The sequence below is a fragment of the Pseudomonas sp. Leaf58 genome (assembly GCF_003627215.1).
Taxonomy (GTDB): Bacteria; Pseudomonadota; Gammaproteobacteria; order Pseudomonadales; family Pseudomonadaceae; genus Aquipseudomonas.
In genome coordinates this window covers 2,103,593-2,123,419 of sequence record NZ_CP032677.1, presented here as the reverse complement: position 1 = coordinate 2,123,419, position 19,827 = coordinate 2,103,593, and the positions used below count along the sequence as shown (strand labels likewise).

General features: G+C 61.9%; 19 protein-coding genes. 14 read left to right on the top strand and 5 right to left on the bottom strand.

The features are described 5' to 3' along the window. Positions 1-10: 10 nt before the first annotated feature. Positions 11-403: a hypothetical protein gene (locus DV532_RS09970; RefSeq protein ID WP_236707517.1), complete on the bottom strand. Its 393-nt coding sequence runs from the start codon at positions 401-403 to the stop codon at positions 11-13. Next, positions 384-1,448, bottom strand: a complete 1,065-nt coding sequence (locus tag DV532_RS09965; RefSeq protein ID WP_056800630.1) for a polymorphic toxin type 44 domain-containing protein — start codon at positions 1,446-1,448, stop codon at positions 384-386. Before DV532_RS09965 ends, DV532_RS09970 begins: the two co-directional genes overlap by 20 nt. A gap of 225 nt (positions 1,449-1,673) precedes the next feature. Here DV532_RS09965 and DV532_RS09960 point away from each other — a divergent pair, with 225 nt between their 5' ends. Next, entirely contained in the window at positions 1,674-2,396 is a 723-nt protein-coding gene (locus DV532_RS09960; protein ID WP_056800628.1) for a pirin family protein, read from the top strand. Between the two features lie 117 nt (positions 2,397-2,513). On the opposite strand, the gene DV532_RS09955 is transcribed toward DV532_RS09960, so the two are convergent. Then, a complete protein-coding gene (locus DV532_RS09955; protein WP_056800625.1) occupies positions 2,514-2,807 on the bottom strand; it encodes a DUF1330 domain-containing protein in 294 nt (97 codons plus the stop codon). A 78-nt stretch (positions 2,808-2,885) separates the two neighbouring features. Here DV532_RS09955 and ribBA point away from each other — a divergent pair, with 78 nt between their 5' ends. The 8 genes from ribBA (at position 2,886) to DV532_RS09915 (ending at position 12,705) form a co-directional block, all read left to right on the top strand. Beyond that, positions 2,886-4,007 (top strand): bifunctional 3,4-dihydroxy-2-butanone-4-phosphate synthase/GTP cyclohydrolase II, encoded by a 1,122-nt coding sequence (ribBA, locus tag DV532_RS09950; RefSeq protein WP_056800623.1) that lies wholly within the window; start codon positions 2,886-2,888, stop codon positions 4,005-4,007. A 289-nt stretch (positions 4,008-4,296) separates the two neighbouring features. After that, complete coding sequence (locus DV532_RS09945) at positions 4,297-5,322, top strand: ABC transporter substrate-binding protein (protein WP_043199056.1); 1,026 nt, start codon at positions 4,297-4,299, stop codon at positions 5,320-5,322. After that, on the top strand, positions 5,319-6,236 hold the full coding sequence (locus DV532_RS09940; protein ID WP_056800621.1) for an ABC transporter permease: 918 nt from the start codon (positions 5,319-5,321) through the stop codon (positions 6,234-6,236). Before DV532_RS09945 ends, DV532_RS09940 begins: the two co-directional genes overlap by 4 nt. 6 nt (positions 6,237-6,242) lie before the next feature. After that, positions 6,243-7,052, top strand: a complete 810-nt coding sequence (locus tag DV532_RS09935; RefSeq protein WP_056800618.1) for an ABC transporter permease — start codon at positions 6,243-6,245, stop codon at positions 7,050-7,052. 19 nt (positions 7,053-7,071) lie between these two features. Next, complete coding sequence (locus DV532_RS09930) at positions 7,072-8,220, top strand: ABC transporter ATP-binding protein (RefSeq protein WP_056800616.1); 1,149 nt, start codon at positions 7,072-7,074, stop codon at positions 8,218-8,220. A gap of 379 nt (positions 8,221-8,599) precedes the next feature. Then, a complete protein-coding gene (locus DV532_RS09925; RefSeq protein ID WP_056800614.1) occupies positions 8,600-9,907 on the top strand; it encodes a substrate-binding domain-containing protein in 1,308 nt (435 codons plus the stop codon). Between the two features lie 156 nt (positions 9,908-10,063). After that, positions 10,064-11,107, top strand: coding sequence for a TerC family protein (locus tag DV532_RS09920; protein WP_056800611.1), 1,044 nt, complete (start codon positions 10,064-10,066; stop codon positions 11,105-11,107). A 245-nt stretch (positions 11,108-11,352) separates the two neighbouring features. Continuing rightward, positions 11,353-12,705 (top strand): SPFH domain-containing protein, encoded by a 1,353-nt coding sequence (locus DV532_RS09915; protein WP_056800606.1) that lies wholly within the window; start codon positions 11,353-11,355, stop codon positions 12,703-12,705. Between the two features lie 53 nt (positions 12,706-12,758). Here DV532_RS09915 and DV532_RS09910 read toward each other — a convergent pair whose 3' ends face one another. After that, positions 12,759-13,994 (bottom strand): acyl-CoA dehydrogenase, encoded by a 1,236-nt coding sequence (locus DV532_RS09910; RefSeq protein WP_056800602.1) that lies wholly within the window; start codon positions 13,992-13,994, stop codon positions 12,759-12,761. Positions 13,995-14,133: 139 nt separating this feature from the next. On the opposite strand from DV532_RS09910, the gene DV532_RS09905 reads away from it, so the two are divergent. From DV532_RS09905 to DV532_RS09890, 4 genes are all read left to right on the top strand, one after another. After that, positions 14,134-15,060 (top strand): LysR family transcriptional regulator, encoded by a 927-nt coding sequence (locus DV532_RS09905; protein ID WP_056800600.1) that lies wholly within the window; start codon positions 14,134-14,136, stop codon positions 15,058-15,060. A gap of 103 nt (positions 15,061-15,163) precedes the next feature. Continuing rightward, a complete protein-coding gene (locus tag DV532_RS09900; protein WP_056800597.1) occupies positions 15,164-16,294 on the top strand; it encodes a saccharopine dehydrogenase family protein in 1,131 nt (376 codons plus the stop codon). After that, the gene (locus DV532_RS09895; protein ID WP_056800594.1) at positions 16,291-16,773 is read left to right on the top strand and encodes a DUF2269 domain-containing protein; all 483 of its coding nucleotides are present in this window, start codon (positions 16,291-16,293) and stop codon (positions 16,771-16,773) included. Before DV532_RS09900 ends, DV532_RS09895 begins: the two co-directional genes overlap by 4 nt. 156 nt (positions 16,774-16,929) lie before the next feature. Continuing rightward, positions 16,930-18,084, top strand: coding sequence for a cysteine desulfurase family protein (locus DV532_RS09890; RefSeq protein WP_056801521.1), 1,155 nt, complete (start codon positions 16,930-16,932; stop codon positions 18,082-18,084). 25 nt (positions 18,085-18,109) lie between these two features. Here DV532_RS09890 and DV532_RS09885 read toward each other — a convergent pair whose 3' ends face one another. Continuing rightward, the gene (locus DV532_RS09885; RefSeq protein ID WP_056800592.1) at positions 18,110-18,763 is read right to left on the bottom strand and encodes an oxygen-insensitive NAD(P)H-dependent nitroreductase NfsB; all 654 of its coding nucleotides are present in this window, start codon (positions 18,761-18,763) and stop codon (positions 18,110-18,112) included. 104 nt (positions 18,764-18,867) lie between these two features. On the opposite strand from DV532_RS09885, the gene DV532_RS09880 reads away from it, so the two are divergent. Beyond that, the gene (locus DV532_RS09880; protein WP_056800589.1) at positions 18,868-19,791 is read left to right on the top strand and encodes a LysR family transcriptional regulator; all 924 of its coding nucleotides are present in this window, start codon (positions 18,868-18,870) and stop codon (positions 19,789-19,791) included. The last annotated feature ends 36 nt before the right edge of the window (positions 19,792-19,827 follow it).

Here is a 19,827-nt window from a genome sequence, read left to right as displayed (position 1 = left end):
TCTTTTGCTTCTATTGCGGAAATGGCCCGCAGGCTTCAATGAATCTGCCATCGGTGCGGCCATCTATGGCACCGTCCGCCCCGATGTAGATATCAATACTTGGCCATCTGGGTTTGGCCCGGATGCAATGCGATTTCCCACGGTTGTTCCAATACAACTCCATGAAAAACTGGTCGTTCGGGAAGATATGCCCTGCGCCTCCTGTGGCTTCACCCGGGTAGAGCTCACCTTTTGATATATCGTGCTGGACATTCAAGATGTAGCCGAGACGCCCCTGGCCTTTGTCAGAAAAATGAAAACTCACCTGAGGTGTGGCGACATACCAAAAGATGATAGGCGTAAGCATTATCACTACTACCCAGCGCCAGATATACCGTTTCGGTTTATTTGCAGGCGTGATCAACTATGGCACCTCCCCAGCTTGAGCGTGGCAATGCTAACACTTCGGCCATGAGTATTTTTGCCGTAATCCCACCATTTGGGTGCAGCTTGTGCAGTTTGACGCCAATGCTGATAGCGACACGATCACCTATATCATCCCAGGCCCGCAGCCCTTCTATATCAGCGGAGCGATGGGGGCCTTTGCGTTCAGCCCACTTTTGAACTTTCCGAATAGAGTCTGATGCAATCTGCTCAAGCCCAGCACCATCCAGAAGAACACTTTCTGACAGGCCTCCCGCCCTTCCTACATAGCCGTAGTGGATGTTCGACCAGATGTCGTAGAAGTAGTCGACTTCACCTTGTTTCTGCCAAGCCCCGCCGAACTGTTGCGCAATCGCCACCTTGTGATCCCATGGCCTGTTCTGACCCACCCGCTCTGTCCACAGCGCCATCGCGGCAGCAGTGTTGCCAACCATCATTGCTTGAAAGTCAGGCGGTAAAAGACGTGCATACCAAGGCAGCTTTTGAAATTTTGCATGTTCCTCTGTCGCGTCAAAGCGGGTTAGCTTCCGCATTTTCAGCACGGATGGGTGTGTGATGTTGCGATTCATTTCTCCGGCGATATAGCTGGCAACCTGCTCCATCATGTCAGGATCTTTGCAGATCACAGGCTGCGATTTTGCTTCTGCTAGCGAAGTTTTGATGGAGGCAGTGGAGTCGCCTTGACCTGATGTTACCGCCTGGCTTGCCTGCTGTGCCGCCGAGGGGCTTGCCGCCAAGCCAGATACTCCCATGGCCATGACACGGTTATGACCCTCTGGACAGCCACACTTGACCAGCGCCCCATCTACCACAGCTGGTTTTCCTTCGATGTTGAAGAACGGGACTCCCTCAACAATGACACCGGGCTTCTTGCAGTTCGGGCACTCAGTCGTGATATCTCCCAGCCTCAGCGCCCGCTGGTTGTTCGCCCGGTACTGGGTACTGCTGGCAATGCACACCGCACCGGTGGTGGTGAGGTCGCCATCGAGTGCCTGTCCTTTGCCATGTATCAATATGCGTGTCATGAGCAACTCCCTGTATGGAAATCCCGACGCTATCACCGGCAAAACGAACAGAGACCGAGCGGCGGAGAATTCAGAATTGCCCTACAAAAACCTGGATCAACTGTCACTTAAAACAAGACAGTCATTCCCTCTATAACCTATTTGTTAAAGCATTAAGTGACAGTAAAGTTATCTCCATCGACCGCACGGCAGCCCTCCCGGCCCCGGCATTCAAGGAGAATCACCATGCTTACCGTCCGTAACGCCAAAGACCGCGGCCTGGCCTTCCATGGCTGGCTGAAATCGTTCCACACCTTCTCCTTCGGCCATTACCGCAACCCGGACGAGCAAGGTTTCTCCGACCTGCTGGTGATCAACGACGACCGCGTCATCCCCGGCAAGGGCTTTGGTGAACACCCGCACCGCGACATGGAGATTTTCTCCTACGTGCTGGAAGGCGCGCTGGAGCACAAGGACACGCTGGGCACCGGCTCGGTGATCCGCCCAGGCGATGTGCAACTGATGAGCGCGGGCCATGGCGTGGCCCACAGCGAGTTCAACCACAGCCAGGCGCAGCCAGTGCACTTTTTGCAGATTTGGATCGTGCCAAACGTGCAAGGGGCAACACCGCGTTACCAGCAACAGCATTTCAGTGTCGAAGAAAAGCGCGGCAAGTTGCGCTTGATCATCTCGCCGGATGGCGCCGAGGGATCGTTGCAGGTGCGGCAGAATGCGTGGGTGTATGCCGGTTTGTTCGACGGTGACGAGCGTGCCAGCCTGACCTTGCCGGAGAACCGCCACGCCTATGTGCATGTGGCCCAGGGCAGTGTCGAGCTCAATGGGCAGGTGCTGAATGAAGGGGATGGGGTGCGGGTTAGGCAAGAGCAGGTACTGGAATTGGCCCATGGCGTGGATGCCGAGGTGCTGGTGTTTAACCTGCGGCCGCATGAATTGCCTGGTATGCCGTAAGGCAGGTTCGGCCCTTTCGCGGGTAAACCCGCTCCTACACAGGTCAGCACAGATTTCGAAACCTGTGCTGACCTGTGTAGGAGCGGGTTTACCCGCGAAGAGGCCGGCAAATCCCACTCAAGCCTCGAACCCTTCGACAATGATCACCTCAGCCTTCGCCGCGCCCTGGCGATGGCTGCACGCCTCCTGGTACAGCGCGGACCGGTAACACGCCAGCGCCTGCTCGTACGAATCGAACTCGATCACCACGCTACGCTGAGGGGTAGGCCGCCCTTCCATGGCCTCGCTGCGCCCGCCACGGGCCAAGAAGCGGCCGCCAAACGCCTTGAACGCAGCCGGGGCGCGCTGGGTGTATTGCTGGTATTGCTCGGGGTCGGTCACGTCCACATGGGCGATCCAATAGGCCTTCATGCGCTGCTCTCCTGCTACGGCGATATTTGTGTATGATGGTATACCATAATAATCATCCCACCACAGTGAGCGTGCAACATGGCTTTCAACACCATCGAAGAACTTCTCGAGGACTACCGGCAAGGCAAGATGGTCCTGCTGGTGGATGACGAGGACCGCGAAAACGAAGGCGACCTGCTGATTGCCGCCGAGCGTTGCGACGCCCAGGCCATCAACTTCATGGCCCGCGAAGCGCGCGGCCTGATCTGCCTGACCCTGACCGACGAACACTGCCAACGCCTGGGCTTGGAGCAGATGGTACCGGCCAACGGCAGCGTGTTCAGTACCGCCTTCACCGTGTCGATCGAAGCGGCCAGCGGTGTCACCACCGGCATTTCCGCCGCCGACCGCGCGCGCACCGTGGCCGCCGCCATGGCCGCCAACGCCCGCCCCGAAGACCTGGTGCAACCTGGGCACATCTTCCCCCTGCGCGCCCGCGAAGGCGGCGTGCTGACCCGCGCCGGCCATACCGAAGCAGGTTGCGACCTGGCGCGCCTGGCTGGCTTCAGCCCGGCCTCGGTGATCGTCGAAGTGCTCAATGACGACGGCACCATGGCCCGCCGCCCGGACCTGGAAATATTCGCTGCCCAGCACGGCATCAAGATCGGCACCATCGCCGACCTGATCCACTATCGCCTGAGCACCGAGCAAACCATCAAGCGCATCGGCGAACGCGAACTGCCGACCGTGCATGGCACCTTCCGCCTGGTGACCTATGAAGACCGCATCGAGGGTGGCGTGCACATGGCCATGGTCATGGGCGACATCCGCCGCGAGCAACCGACGCTGGTGCGGGTGCATGTGATCGACCCGCTGCGCGACCTGGTGGGTGCCGAGTACGCCGGCCCGGCCAACTGGACGCTGTGGGCGGCGCTGCAGAAGGTGGCCGAGGAAGGTACCGGTGTGGTGGTGATCCTGGCCAACCATGAATCCTCCCAGGCCTTGCTCGAACGTGTGCCGCAGCTGACCCAGCCAGTTCGCCCCTATCAACGCGGGCAGTCGAAGGTGTACTCCGAGGTGGGCACCGGGGCGCAGATTCTGCAGGACCTGGGCGTGGGCAAACTGCGTCATTTGGGCCCGCCGCTGAAATATGCGGGGCTGGCCGGGTATGAGCTGGAGGTGGTGCAGAGCATTCCCTTTGAGCCACAAGCTTCAAGCTGAAAGCTTCAAGTGAAAAGCGGATCTGCGTAAACACGCGATCCGCTTTTTTTTGCTTGCCACTTGCGGCTTGAAGCTTGCCGCTCAGGACGGGGTGATGGCCGGTCGCCTCATACCTCTTGCCAAAAGTTTGGAATACCATAATATGATATCCCGTAGACCTTGAATCTGCAGGCCGCTCCCAACAACTACAAACGGCCGCAAGACACTTTGTTTTAGCTGCTCCCCGAATACTGTTGGCGGGCGCACCCAAAGCCCCGCCTCGAATAACAAAAGCAACGAGGGCGTAACCATGCTGTTGAGCAAACGTGTAACCGCAGTGCTGTCCGCCAGCCTGCTGACCCTGGCATGTCAGGCCGCCCAGGCCGCCGACAGCCTGAACTTCGTCAGCTGGGGCGGTACCACCCAGGACGCCCAGAAAGAAGCGTGGGCCGTCCCCTTCACCAAAGCCACCGACATCAAAGTCGTCCAGGACGGCCCCACCGATTATGGCAAGCTCAAGGCCATGGTCGAGAGTGGCAATGTGCAGTGGGACGTGGTCGACGTCGAAGCTGACTTTGCCCTGCGTGCCGCCAGCGAAGGCCTGCTCGAACCCCTCGATTTCAATCAGATCAAGCGCGACAAGATCGACCCGCGCTTCGTCTCCGACCACGGCGTCGGTTCGTTCTTCTTCTCCTTCGTGCTGGGCTACAACGAAGGCAAGCTCGGGGCCAACAAACCGGTGGACTGGACCGCGCTGTTCGACACCAAGACCTACCCCGGCAAACGTGCCCTGTACAAGTGGCCCAGCCCCGGCGTGCTGGAGCTGGCCCTGCTGGCCGACGGTGTAGCCCCCGACAAGCTGTACCCGCTCGACCTGGACCGCGCCTTCAAGAAACTCGACACCATCAAGAAAGACATCGTGTGGTGGGGCGGCGGCGCCCAGTCGCAGCAGCTGCTGGCCTCCGGTGAAGCCTCGCTCGGCCAGTTCTGGAACGGCCGCGTCTATGCCCTGCAGCAAGACGGTGCACCGGTGGGGGTAAGTTGGAAGCAGAACTTGGTAATGGCCGACTTCCTGGTCATCCCCAAGGGCGCCAAGAACAAGGACGCGGCCATGAAGTTCCTGGCCAATGCCAGCAGCGCCGAAGGCCAGGCCGAGTTCGCCAACAAGACCGCCTACGCGCCGGTGAACGTCGACAGCGTCGCCAAGCTGGATAAAGACCTCGCACCGAACCTGCCAACCGCCTACGCCCAAGACCAAGTCACGCTCGACTTCGCCTACTGGGCGAAAAACGGCCAGGCCATCGCAGCCCGCTGGAATGAGTGGTTGGTCAAATGAAAGTCGCCATCAACGCCTTGCATAACGCACAGGGTGCCCCCACCGGCACCGGCGCCCCCGGCACGGCACCGCGCCGCGTCAGCTTGGGCCAACGCTGGCAAGGCAGCCGCAACTTGCTGCCGGCCCTGCTGTTCCTTGGCCTGTTCTTCTTCGCCCCGCTGGTCGGCCTCTTGCTGCGCGGGGTGCTGGAGCCAACACCGGGGCTGGGCAACTACGAGCAGCTGTTCGCCAACTCGGCCTATGCACGGGTGCTGTTCAACACCTTCTCGGTGGCCGGTGTGGTCACCTTGATCAGCGTGCTGCTGGGCTTCCCACTGGCCTGGGCGATCACCCTGGTGCCCAAGGGCTGGGGCCGCTGGCTACTGAACATCGTGCTGCTGTCGATGTGGACCAGCCTGCTGGCGCGCACCTACTCGTGGCTGGTGCTGCTGCAGAGCTCGGGGGTGATCAACAAGGCGTTGATGGCCATGGGTATCATCGATGCCCCGCTGGAAATGGTGCATAACCTGACCGGCGTGGTGATCGGCATGAGCTACATCATGATCCCGTTCATCGTGCTGCCGCTGCAGGCAACCATGCACGCTATCGACCCGATGGTGCTGCAGGCCGGCTCGATCTGCGGCGCTAGCCCCTGGACCAATTTCTGGAAGGTGTTCTTGCCGCTGTGCCGTTCGGGGTTGTTCTCCGGGGCATTGATGGTGTTCGTGATGTCGCTCGGTTACTACGTCACCCCAGCCCTGCTGGGCGGTGCGCAGAACATGATGCTGCCCGAATTCATCATCCAGCAGGTGCAGTCGTTCCTTAACTGGGGCCTGGCCAGCGCCGCCGCCGCACTGCTGGTGGTGATCACCCTGGTGCTCTTCTATTTGTACCTGAAGCTGCAGCCGGAATCCCCGGTTGGCAACGCGAGGTAAACCGCCATGCTCCTGTCTCCCAATGCCATGGGCCGCCCGCTGCGTACGGGCCTGTACCTGACCACCGGGGTCATCGCGGCCTTCCTGCTGCTGCCGGTCGTGTTCATCGTGCTGCTGTCGTTCGGCTCGTCCCAGTGGCTGGTGTTCCCGCCGCCGGGCTGGACCTTCAAGTGGTACGGCCAGTTCTTCTCCAACCCGGAGTGGATGGACGCCGCGCTGGCCAGCCTGAAGGTGGCCGTGCTGACCACCATCGCTGCCGTGTTGCTGGGCCTGCCCACCGCGTTCGCCCTGGTACGTGGCCGCTTCCCCGGCCGTGAAATGCTCTATGGCCTGTTCACCATGCCGATGATCGTGCCGCTGGTGATTATTGCTGTGGCGGTGTACGCACTGTTCCTCAAGCTGGGCTACACCGGCACGCTGTTCGCCTTTGTGGTCAGCCATGTGATCGTCGCCCTGCCCTTCACCATCATCTCGATCATCAACTCGCTGAAGCTGTTCGACCAGTCGATCGAGGATGCCGCGGTGATCTGCGGTGCCTCGCGCCTGCAGGCGATCTTTAAGGTGACCTTCCCGGCCATTCGCCCGGGGATGATCGCCGGCGGCCTGTTCGCCTTCCTGGTGTCGTGGGATGAAGTGGTGCTGAGCGTGATGATGGCCAGCCCTGACCTGCAAACCTTGCCAGTGAAGATGTGGACCACCCTGCGCCAGGACCTCAGCCCGGTCATCGCGGTAGCCTCGACCCTGCTGATCGGCCTGTCACTGCTGGTCATGTTCATTGCCGCCGCCTTGCGCCGGCGCACCGAAGACAACGCCTGAGCGCGCGGAGAAAACAACCATGAGTGCAGTGATCAAAGACAACGCGCCAGGCAAGACCCTGGTTAGCCTGCGCGGCCTGAACAAGCACTACGGCGACTTCACCGCCGTGGACAACCTCGACCTGGAGATCCAGGACGGCGAGTTCCTGACCTTCCTCGGCTCCAGCGGCTCAGGCAAATCCACCACCTTGTCGATGCTGGCCGGTTTCGAGACGCCGAGCAGCGGCGAAATCCTGGTCGAGGGCCAGTCGCTGGTCAACGTGCCACCGCACAAGCGGGACATCGGCATGGTGTTCCAGCGTTACTCGCTGTTCCCGCACTTGAACGTGCGCGACAACATCGGCTTCCCACTGGCCATCCGTAAAATGAGCGCCGCCGACACCAACAAGCGCGTCGATGCCATGCTCAAACTGGTGCAACTGGACAAGTTCGCCCACCGCAAACCGTCGCAGATGTCTGGCGGCCAGCAGCAGCGCGTAGCCATTGCCCGGGCGCTGGTGTACGAGCCACGCATCCTGCTGATGGACGAACCACTCGGCGCGCTGGACAAGAAGCTGCGTGAAGACCTGCAGGACGAGCTGCGCCAGCTGCACCGTCGCCTGGGCATCACTATCGTCTACGTGACCCACGACCAGGAAGAAGCCATGCGCCTGTCACAGCGCATCGCCATCTTCAGCCATGGCAAGATCGTCGGCCTGGGTACCGGCTACGACCTGTACCAGAACCCGCCGAATGCCTTCGTCGCCTCGTTCCTGGGCAACTCCAACTTCTTGCGTATCAAGGCCAACAGCAATGGCGCGGGCAGCTTCGAGGGCCAACCGGTGGCCATTCGCCTTACCCCTGGCCTGGCCGCCTCGCAGGAGGCGCTGATCATGGTACGCCCAGAGAAGGCCCTGGCCCTGACCGCCGAGCAGGCCGCGCGCGAGCCGCTGCCGGCGGGCTGGAACGAAGTCAGCGCCAAGGTCGGCGAGGTGCTGTTCCTGGGTGAGAGCCAGACCTGCCATGTAGTGACTGCGGGGGGTACCGAGCTGACAGTGAAGGCGCTGTCGGCTGCGGGGATGCCGATGCAGCCGGGCGATAGCGTGAAGGTGCGCTGGGCGGTGGCCGATGCGTGCATCTACACCGAATGGGCCGAGAGTGATTTGAGCAAGTCGGCTGGGGCGCATTAGCATTTTGAGAACTGCAGCGCCTGTGATATCGAGCGCCGCCCGCGCGGCGCTTCGCGGGACAAGCCCGCTCCCACATTTGTTGCAACGTGCCGAACCTGTCAGGCCATGGTTGCCAACCTTGTTGCCTCAACCGGATTTCTCGACTGACGTATCCGCCGCCTCACCTGTTTTCAGACATGCACCAAGGCTGACAACGCCTCTCCCACAGGCATGGCCACGTTGCAACAAATGTGGGAGCGGGCTTGTCCCGCGAAGCGCCGCGCGGGCGGCGCTCGATATCACAGGCGCTGTACTTCTGAAGACGTAAGCATCACTGTCACATTATCATCACGCCACTGTCGTAATCTGCCGGCCAATTCTACGCCATAGGCGCCCCGGCATGCCCCGCCTACTTGTCTTGCTGCTCTCCCTGCTCCCGCTGGCGGCTTTGGCCGAGCCGGCGAACCTGCGTGTGCAAGGCTCCAACACCATCGGCGCGGCCCTGCTACCGGCGCTGGTGCAGGGGCAATTGCGCGCGCAACAAGCCAGCGCCATCGAGCAACAACCCGGTAAGCGTGCTAACGAAACTGTGATCACCGCGCACGACGCGCAAGGGCAACCGGTGCAGGTTGATATTGCTGCCCACGGCTCCAGCACCGGCTTCGTCGCCCTGGGCCGGGGCGAGGCCGACCTGGCCGCCGCCTCGCGACCGATCAACGACAGTGAAGTAGGCCAATTGCGGGCCTTGGGCGACCTGCGCGCGGCCGCGGCCGAACAGGTCATCGGCCTGGATGGCGTCGCGGTCATCGTCCACCCCGACAACCCATTGCCACAGCTCACCACCCGGCAACTGGCGCAGATCTTTTCCGGGCAAATCCAGCGCTGGGAGCAACTGGGCGTTTCTGGCGGTGCCATCCATCTGTACGCCCGTGACGACCGCTCGGGCACTTACGAAACGTTCAAGGCGCTGGTGCTGGAGCCCCAGCACGGTGAGCTTTCGTCCACGGCCTGGCGCTTCGAGTCCAGCGACCAGCTGGCCGCACGGGTGGGTGCCGACCGCCAGGCCATCGGCTTCAGCAGCCTGGCCGCAGTACACGGGGCCAAGGTGCTGGCCGTGGCCGAGGGTGACGCACCGGCCATGCTGCCGGAACGCACGCTGGTAGCCAGCGAAGACTACCCACTGTCGCGGCGCCTGTACTTTTACCTGCCGGCCAACCCAAAACCCCAGGCCAAGGCTCTGGCTGACTTCGCCCAGAGCCCGGCTGGCCAGGCAATCGTCGCCCAGCAGGGCTTCGTTTCGCAGCAAATCACGGCGCAGGCTGTAGTGCCCCAGGCAGACCTGCCGCCGCGCTATCGCACCCTGGCCCAGCAGGCGCAGCGGCTGAGCGTCAACTTCCGTTTCCAGGCGGGCAGCGCCAGCCTCGACAACAAGGCCCTGCGCGATGTACAGCGGGTGGCCGAGTACCTGCGCCTGGCCGGTAAGCTGCACAGCAAGGCAGTGCTGGTGGGCTTTGGCGACCCCAAGGAGACGCCCGGGCGCGCCGCCCTGCTCTCCCGCCTACGGGCACAAGCGGTACGCCGCGAACTGGCACGCGGTGGCGTGGAGGTACTGGAGGTGACGGGAATGGGTGATGACCTGCCGGTGGCGGGAAACGAATTGCAGCAGGGGCGGCTGCGTAACCGGCGGGTGGAAGTGTGGGTGTATTGAAGCGCCCTGGCAAAGAAATGTAACAGCTCCCCATTCGGCATCAGCGGCAAACGGGTCTAGGCTCAAAACCATGTGATACCGGGCCCCTCTGACGGCTGCCAAGCTGCCATGTCGGATCACTGTTGCCATGCAACGTCGACAATCAAGGAGGGGCTCATGACCGCTCTACAAGCATTCCTCACCACCCCGTTCCTCGGTACCAGCGCCTGGCTGTGGCTGATATTCCTAGCCATTGTCATCGGCTTGCTGGTGCTCGACCTAGGCGTGCTGCACCGCCACGACCGAGAAATCGAAATGCGCGAAAGCCTGCTGCTGTATTCGGGCTATTTCAGCGTCGGTGTGCTGTTCGGCGCTGGTGTCTGGTACCAGTTGGGCGCGCAGTCGGCACTGGAGTTCTACACCGGGTTCCTGGTCGAGCAGTCGCTGTCGATGGACAACGTGTTCGTCATGGCAATGATCTTCAGCTACTTCGCCATCCCCCGCCGCTACCAACACCGCGTGCTGTTCTGGGGCATCCTTGGGGTGGTGTTCCTGCGGGCGATCATGATCGGCGTGGGCGCGGCGCTGGTGCAGAACTTCGCCTGGGTTTTGTATATCTTCGGTGCGTTCCTGCTGTTTACCGGGGTGAAGATGGCGTTGTCGAAGGAAGACAGCCGTCCGGACCTGGCCAACAACCCGATCCTGAAGTTCGTGCGCCGGCACATGCGGGTCACCGAGCAGATCCACGGCTCGCACTTCTTCGTGCGCCAGACCCCGCCCGGGCAGCACAAGGCACTGCGCTATGCCACCCCGCTATTCATGGCGCTGGTACTGATCGAACTGGCCGACCTGGTGTTTGCCGTCGACAGCGTGCCGGCGATCTTCGCCATCACCCAGGACCCGTTCATTGTCTATACCTCGAACATCTTCGCAATCCTTGGCTTGCGCTCGCTGTATTTTGCGCTGGCGGCGCTGATGCACCGGTTCGTGTACCTCAAGTATGCGTTGGCACTGGTGTTGATCTTCATTGGCTGTAAGATCTTCTACCACGGTATGGTCGGTAAGGTGCCGGCGTTGCTGTCGTTGGGGGTGACGTTCGGGTTGTTGCTGGGTGGGGTGGTGGTTTCGTTGGTCAAGACGCGGGGGGAGAAAGCGACGGTCGAGAGTAGCCAGCCGGGACAGGTTTCAAATGGACCAAGCAACGCAGGGCAGAAGGGGTAAGACCCGCAAATGGCGCGGACAAATCCCTATTTACAGTCATGTGCAAATCCCGTTGAGTCTTGGAGAGACTGGAAACTAGCACATCGAACCACACAGCAACAAAACAGAAATCTCTTACAACTTCAGAAGAATAAGACGGAACCCTTCGCAAGCACATCGAGTTTTCCTACAGCAGTTAAGGAATGACCCGACTGTGAAATTTTTCCCGCTTTTATCAGCATGCTTCTCTTTACAAGGAGAGGACCATGCAGAAGCTATCAATTCCTGATTTGAGCCAATTGCGCATAAACCGCAAGCTAATTGCCGTCATTGCCATCCCGATCCTCACTGCCGGTGCTCTGGCAGCAATCTTCAACGAAGTGTTCTTCTACAACGAAGCCGGACAGATGACCCACGTGCGCACGATCTTCGGCGAGGAAAAAGTGGTCGAGGACGTTGGCTACGCAACCAAGTGGTTCGGCCGCAGTACCGCCTGGCGCCGGACCATCGGCGTGCAATCCTCCTTGCGCATGGACAACCCGGAAGACACCCGCGGCGGGCACCCTTCGATCACGCTGGAAAACCTGCCCATCGTGTTCCTGGGCAACGTCGATGCCAAGGCCGAATTCAGTACCCAGTTTCGCCTGCCTTCAGGCGAAGCCTTCCTGAAGATTGCCCAGGAGTACCGCACGCCCGACAACTTCCTGCAGCGTGCCCTGCTGCCGGCCGTCAAAGAAACACTGCAGGCCACGGCCTCGCTGATGAGCGCCGACGATTACTACGCCGGCAACCGCAGCCACTTCGGTGCCGAATTCGAGAACCAGCTACGCAATGGCCTGTACCTGACCAGCCGCAGGGAAATCCGCGTGCAGCGCGACAACCACCCGGCGCAGACCGCAATCCTGCAGGCCGGTACCGAACAAGGCAGTTTTGGCGACAACAGCGCAACGCGTTTCGTCATTGAAAAGAAGCTCGACAAGAACGGCCAGGAACTGCGCAAGCAGCAACAATTCCGCCTGTTTGGCGTCGAAGTTGTCGACGCCCGGGTTACCCATATCGATCCCAACCCGCAGTACCAGCAACGCATGGTGCGGGTACAACAGGCACTGGCTGAACTGGCCGTGGCCCGGCAGAACCGGCTGAAGGAAGAGGAAGAAAAGGAACTGGTTTCCGCCCGCGGCGCCAAGGATGTCGAAGCCAAGCGCCAGGAAAGCCTGCGTCAGCAGATCGAACGCACCACCGAAGCCGAGACCGAGAAGCAGCTGACGCTGATCAACGCCGAACGGGAGAAGCGGCGTGCCGAGATCGACAAGCAAACAGCCGAACTGCTGCGGGACAAGGCACGCGTGAATGCAGAGGCGACCAAGATCACAGCCGATGCCGAAGCCTACGCCCGCGAGGCCTCGCTCAAGGCGGATGGCGCCCTGCAAACCAAGCTTGATGCGCTGGTGCAGATCAACCGGGCTTGGGCAGAGGCTGCTGCGCGAGCGCCGGTGCCGAGCGTGATGATGGGCAGCGCTGAGTCAGGCATAGGGCGGCAGGATGAAATGAGCAAGCTCATGAGCGTGCTGGCGACCAAGGCTGCCAAGGATCTGGTGGTGGACCTGAAGACGCAGTGAACCTTCAAGAGCCTCTTCGCGGGCTTGCCCGCGAAGAGGCTGGTGCAGGCGAACTAAATCACCGCCCTGCTACGCAACATCTCCGCCGGCACATACTTGCCAATTTCATACTTGCCAATCGCCGCGCGGTGCACTTCGTCCGGCCCGTCGGCCAGGCGCAGCGTGCGCTGCATGGCATACATGTAGGCCAGCGGGAAGTCGCCGCTCACCCCTGCCCCGCCATGTATCTGAATCGCCCGGTCGATCACCTTCAGTGCCACGTTCGGCGCGACTACCTTGATTTGCGCGATCTCGCTGCGCGCCACCTTGTTGCCGACCGTGTCCATCATGTACGCCGCTTTCAGCGTCAGCAGCCGGGCCATGTCGATCTCCATGCGCGAGTCGGCGATCTTGTCGACGTTGCCGCCCAAACGCGCCAACGGCTGGCCGAAGGCGGTGCGCGCCACCGAGCGCTTGCACATCAGCTCCAACGCGCGCTCGGCCATGCCGATCGAGCGCATGCAGTGGTGGATACGGCCCGGGCCCAGTCGCCCCTGGGCAATCTCGAAACCGCGGCCTTCGCCGACGATCACGTTGTCGTAAGGCACCCGCACGTTTTCAAAGAACACTTCGGCATGGCCGTGAGGTGCGTCGTCGTAGCCGAACACCGGCAACGGGCGGACAATCTTTACCCCAGGCGCATCAGTGGGCACCAGCACCATCGAATGCTGCTGGTGGCGTGGCCCTTCGGGGTCGGACAGGCCCATGAAGATCATCACCTTGCAGCGCGGGTCGCAGGCGCCGGAGGTCCACCATTTGCGGCCGTTGATCACCCATTCGTCACCGTCACGCAGGGCGGTGGCGGCCATGTTGGTGGCATCCGAGGAGGCCACGTCCGGCTCGGTCATGGCGAATGCCGAGCGGATCTCGCCGCGCAGCAGTGGCTCCAGCCACTGGCGCTTCTGCGCTTCGCTGCCATAGCGCACCAGCACCTCCATATTGCCGGTATCCGGCGCCGAGCAGTTGAACGGCTCCGGGCCGAGCAACGAGCGACCCATGATTTCTGCCAGCGGGGCGTATTCGAGGTTGCTCAAGCCGGCGCCGTATTCCGACTCAGGCAGGAACAGGTTCCACAGCCCCTCGGCGCGGGCCTTGGCCTTGAGCTCTTCCATGATTGCGGTGGGCTGCCAGCGGTCGCCCTCGGCAACCTGGCGCTCGAACACCGCCTCAGCGGGGTAGACATAGGCGTCCATGAACGCGGTAACGCGCTCGCGCAGTGCCTGGACCTTGGGCGAATAGGCGAAATCCATCGGGGTTACCTTCACGGTTCGGAGTACATGGCCAGAGCCTAGAGCAGCACGGCCCGATCCACCTAGTCTATTTTCAGCGTGTATAAACATTCATAACCGATATATGATCGGCCAATAATTCCAACAAAGAGCGGCGCCCATGAACCTCAGCAAGGTCGACCTCAACCTGTTCATCGTGTTCGATGCGATCTACACCGAAGCCAACCTGACCCGCGCCGGGCAGATCGTCGGCATCACCCAGCCAGCAGTGTCCAACGCCCTGTCGCGGCTGCGCGAAACCTTCAACGACCCGCTGTTCGTGCGCACCGCGCAAGGGATGGTGCCCACGCCCATGGCGCAGAACATCATCGGCCCAGTGCGCAACGCCCTGGCACTGCTGCGCACGTCGGTGCAGGAAAGCCGCATCTTCAACCCGCAACAGGCCAACAAAACCTTCCGCATCAGCATGACCGACCTGACCGAGGCGGTGATCTTGCCACCGCTGTTCCAGCGCCTGCGCCGCCTGGCACCCTCAGTGCTGATTGAGAGCTTCCTGTGCAAACGCCGCGAGACCACCAAGGAACTCGCCGCCGGCCGCCTGGATTTCGCCATCGATGCCCCGCTGAACACCGACCCGCAGGTGCGCCACGTCAAGCTGATGCAAGACCGCTATGTCTGCGCCCTGCGCCAGGGCCACCCGTTGGCCGACAGCAAGCTGACCCTCGACAACTACTTGGGCATGACCCACATCCATATTTCCAGCCGCCGCAACGGCTTGGGCTATGTCGACCTGGCCCTGGGCAAGATGGGCGTGCAGCGCAAGGTTGCCCTGCGCTCGCAGCATTATTTGATGGCCTCGCAAGTGCTGCAACAAACCGACATGGCAATGACCGTCCCCGAGCGCTTCGCCCGCCGCCACCAACTGCGCTATCAGCCACTGCCGGTGGAGGTCCCTGCACTGGAAACCCACCTGTACTGGCATGAAAGCACCGACCAGGACCCGGCCAACCGCTGGATGCGCGAGCAAATCACCGAGTTGTGCGAGCGCGTGGTGGCCGCGGAAGAGAAGGCCTTGGAGCCTGTCTGAACGGGCCTTTTCAGCAGCCTAATCCTTGCAATGACACCCCCTTTCGGTAACCCTTGCCCGGCCCTGTGACAGGCAACTATGTTTACCGAACAAGGAACGCTTCATGGCAATCAGGACGCTGGTGATCGGCGCATACGGCAATTTTGGGCGAATCATTAGCCGCCATTTGCATGGCATGGCCAATGTCGAGCTGGTGATCGCGGGGCGCAACCCGAAGCGGCTTTCCAGCCTGGCCCAACAACTCGCCGGCGCCCACGGCCCACTGCCAGCCAGCTGGTGCGGCGATGCCATGGCGGCGGGCTTTGCCCCGGCATTGAAAGCGCTGGGCATTGATTGGGTGATTCATACCGGTGGTCCGTTCCAAGGCCAGCCCTACAGCGTGGCCGAAGCGTGCATCGAGGCACGAACGCACTATTGCGACTTGTCCGACTGCCGGGTTTTCGTCAATGGGATCAAACAGCTCGATGCGCGGGCGCGGGGAGCCGGGGTAACCCTTCTCAGCGGCTGCAGCTCGGTGCCCAGCCTGTCTTCAGCCATTCTCGATGAGCAGCGTCATCACTTTCATCGCATTGATGCCATCGACCACGGCATCTCTTCTTCGGCAAAAATGCCCGGGCTTTCCACCGTCGAGGGCGTACTGGCCTATGCTGGGCGCCCCATTCCTCAATGGCGAGATGGCCGCGAGTGCACTGTGCAGGGCTGGCTAGGGCTGAGCCTGCGGCACTTACCAGGTTTGGGCTGGCGCTTGCTCGCCAACGTCGATGTGCCTGACATGGATATTTTCGCCAGCCGCTACGGTGCCCGCAACCTGGCATTCAAGGCCGGCTCAGGGCTGATGGCCGGAGGGCTGGCCAACGCACTCCTGGCAGTGGCCGTCAATGCTGGCCTGATTACTGACCCGCTGCCCTGGGCTCGGCGTCTGTACCGGCTGGGGGCGCATTGTGAGCGCTGGGGCGATGGCAAAAGCGCGATGTACCTGAATGTGCGCGGCACTGACCAGCAGGGCCGCCCGGTGCGCATGGCGGCCCAGGTAAGCGCGAGGGATGACAAAGGGCCTGAAATCCCCAGTTGCGCGTCAGTCGCACTGATACACAAGGTGGCGCAGGGTTACTCACCCATGCCCGGGGCCCGCCCCTGTGTTGGCGAGATCAGTGTCGCAGAATACCTGGCCGCCATCGATGACCCCGAAAAAGTGCAATACCGCGTGAGCTTTGCCCACGGACCACTGAAATGACCTATTTGCTGATCAAGTACCTGCACATCATTGCCGCCGTTTTTCTGTTCGGCTTCGGCATGGGTTCCTACCTGTACCTGGTTGCAGCCCATCGAACGGGCGATGCCAAGGTCATTGCTGCCGTGGCGCGCATGGTGGTGCGTTTCGATGCCTGGCTGACCACACCGGCAGGTGTGCTGCAGTTACTGACGGGCTACGCCATGGTCAAAACAGCCGGCCTGGATTGGAGCAGTGATTGGTTGCTCGGCGCACTCGGCGTGTTTTTCGGCGTTGGCGCGTTGTGGTTACCGGTGCTGGTACTGCAAACGCGCATGCAGTCGTGCGCGGCCCAAGCTGCGGCGGCCGGCGAGCCGCTGGGCCCTGACTATCAGCGGCTTTACCGGCCATGGTTGTGGATGGGCGTGGCGGGGTTTGCCGGCATGTTCGTGGTGGTGTTGATCATGGTCACCAAGCAGGCGCCGTGGCAGTGGCTTGGGTAAATCACGAACATTTTAAGTTTCTTGGGTGTTGTAGAAAATTTTTCTCAGCTAATGCTTAAAACGTATAAGAAAAAGGAAAAATCTTTGCTTCACGGCAGGTAGTCTTGCTTTACCGGCGCCGAATCACGGCGCCCTATGCCGGATCGGCCGCACACCATGCCCAACGCCCCGCTCTACTTCGACTACGCCGCTACCACCCCCGTCGACGACCGGGTCATCGAAACCATGCTCGCCTGCCTGGGCAGCCAGGCTAACTTCGGCAACCCGGCGTCCAGTGGCCATGCCTACGGCAAGGCCGCCCGTGATGCGGTGGAGCTGGCCCGCCAGCAAGTGGCCGAGCGCGTCGGCGCGCAGGCCGATGCACTGGTCTGGACCTCGGGTGCGACCGAGTCCAACAACCTGGCACTCAAGGGTATTGCCCAAGGCTTCGGCCAGCCCGGGCACCTGATCACCAGCCAGCTGGAACACAAAGCCGTGCTCGACACGGTGGCTGAACTGGAGCGCCAAGGCTGGGCCATTACCCGCCTGGCACCGGATGCCAACGGCCTGATTCAGCCCGCAGCCGTACAGGCAGCGTTGCGTGCCGACACTCGCCTAGTGTCGCTCATGGCGGTCAACAATGAATTGGGCACGGTCACCGACTTTGCCGCGGTTGGCGAACGGGTGCGTGCCCACGGTGCCCTGCTACACGTGGATGCAGCGCAGGCGGTGGGCAAACTGGCCATCGACCTGAGCACGATGGCGGTGGACCTGATGTCATTCTCGGCGCACAAAGTGTACGGGCCCAAGGGCATCGGCGCACTCTACGTGGGCCCGCGCGCCCGCACGCTGATGCGTGCACAAATGCACGGCGGTGGCCATGAGCAGGGCTTGCGCTCCGGCACCCTGGCGACCCACCAGATCGCAGGCATGGGCAGCGCCTTCGCCCTTGCCGGCCAGCCCGGCGACAGCGAGCACCAGCGCCTGGAGCTGCTGGCCAAACGCCTGCGCGAAGGCCTGCTGGCCTTGCCCGGCGTCGCCCTCAACGGCTGCGCCAGCCAACGCATTCCCCATACGCTGAACCTGTGCATCGACAGCAAAGGCTTCAACAGTGCAGCGCTGGCCAGCGCGCTGGCGTTGTCGACCACCTCGGCCTGCAACTCGGCGAGCAACGCGGCCTCGCATGTGCTGCTGGCACTGGGGCTGGATGAATGCCAGGCGCGTAACAGCGTGCGCCTGAGCATCGGGCGCTTTACCAACGAGGCTGAAGTGGACAAGGCACTGGCCGTGTTTGCCGGGGTGCTGACAGCGGCATCAGCGGCACTCTGGTGAACGTGCCAAGGACGGCATCAACCTCTCACAAGAAAGTGAACACCTGCGAAGCCGGCAACCGTGACTTGTTCAGCCCGGCGTTGAAGTCCGTCTCGCTGCGATAGCCCAGGCAGAGGATCACTACACTGGTGAAGCCACGCTCGCGCAAGCCCAGCTCGGCGTCGAGGATCTTGCTGTCGAAGCCCTCGATAGGCGTGGCATCCAGCCCATGTGCCGCCGCACCCAACAAGGCAGTACCCAAGGCCAGATAGGTCTGCTTTTCCATCCAATGCTGCACATCTTTCTGGTCAAAGCGGTGCAGGTCGACGTAGTGCCGGCGGCTCTGGTTCTGCCCGGCACGTGCCTGCTCATCACGGAAGCGGCCATCAGCGGCTTCCTGATCGAGCACGGCGTTCAGGTGCGCTTCGGTCATTTCGGTGCGGGTGCAGAACACGATCACATGGGAGGCATCGAGAATTTTCGGCGAGTTGTAGGCATAGCCTTCTGCGGTGCTCTTGGCCAGGCGCGCCTTGCCTTCGGCACTGTCGGCGACGATGAAGTGCCAAGGTTGCGAGTTGACCGAAGACGGGCTGTGGCGCAGTTGCTCGAGCAGTGCATCGACAGTGGCCTGAGGAATGCGACGCGAGGCGTCGTAGGCTTTGGTGGTGTAGCGGCGCTTGGCCAGCGAGACGGTATCCATTGCGGCAACTCCGAGATGAACGGGGGATTTGCCGGGCATCTTATCTTTCCTGTAGAAAATAAAAACCGGCACAATGCAGCAACACTTTCATCCCTGGAGTGAAAATGCTGCGCATCGCCGACCTCGAATTGTTCGTCCGCAGCAGCGTGCTGGGCAGCTTCACCGCCGCCGCCCACGAAGCCGCCCTGCTGCCGGGCCAGGTGGCCGCCGCCATCAAGCGCCTGGAGCGCGACCTTGACGTGCGCCTGTTCGCCCGCACCACCCGCAGCCTGCGCCTGACCGCCGAGGGCGAGCTGTACTTGCCGACCGCGATGAACGTGCTGGAGAGCCTGCGCCAGGGCCGCGAAAACCTGCATGGCAACGCCGCCACCCTGCGCGGCACCTTGCAGGTGTCGGCACCTTCCGACTTGGGCCGCAACATATTGTTGCCATGGCTGAGCGCGTTTCGCCGTGAACACCCCGCCCTGCACCTGCGCATCTTTCTGTCCGACCAGATTGCCGACCTTAACCGCGACCCGGTGGACGTAGCCATCCGCTATGGCCTCAACCAGGACGCCAACTACATCGCCCTGCCGCTGGCCGATTGGAACCGCCGGGTGCTGGTCGCCTCGCCCGACTACCTGGCCCGCCACGGCCGCCCGCTCACACCCGACGCCCTGCAGCAGCACGCCTGCCTGCTGTACATGCAGCACAGCCGGGTGTACGACAAGTGGCGGGTGGGCAACCGCACCGTGCAGGTGCATGGGCCGCTGATCAGCGACGATGCCGACGTGATTCGCCGCCTGGCCTTGCAAGGCGAAGGTATCGTCTACAAGTCGTGGCTGGACGTGAGCGCTAATATCGCCGCCGGCGAACTGGAAATCATCCTGCCCGAGTTCCTCGGTGAGCCCACCCCGGTCACCCTGGTGTGCCCGCACCGCAAACAACTCACGCCCGCGGTGATGCAATTGCACCTGTGGCTGCGCGAACACTTCGAGGCCATGCGCTGCCGGGCGCTGACCAACGGCTGCACAATCGTTCCAGACTGAGCCAGGCCGTTGCGCTAAGGTAACGATTTCCCCACG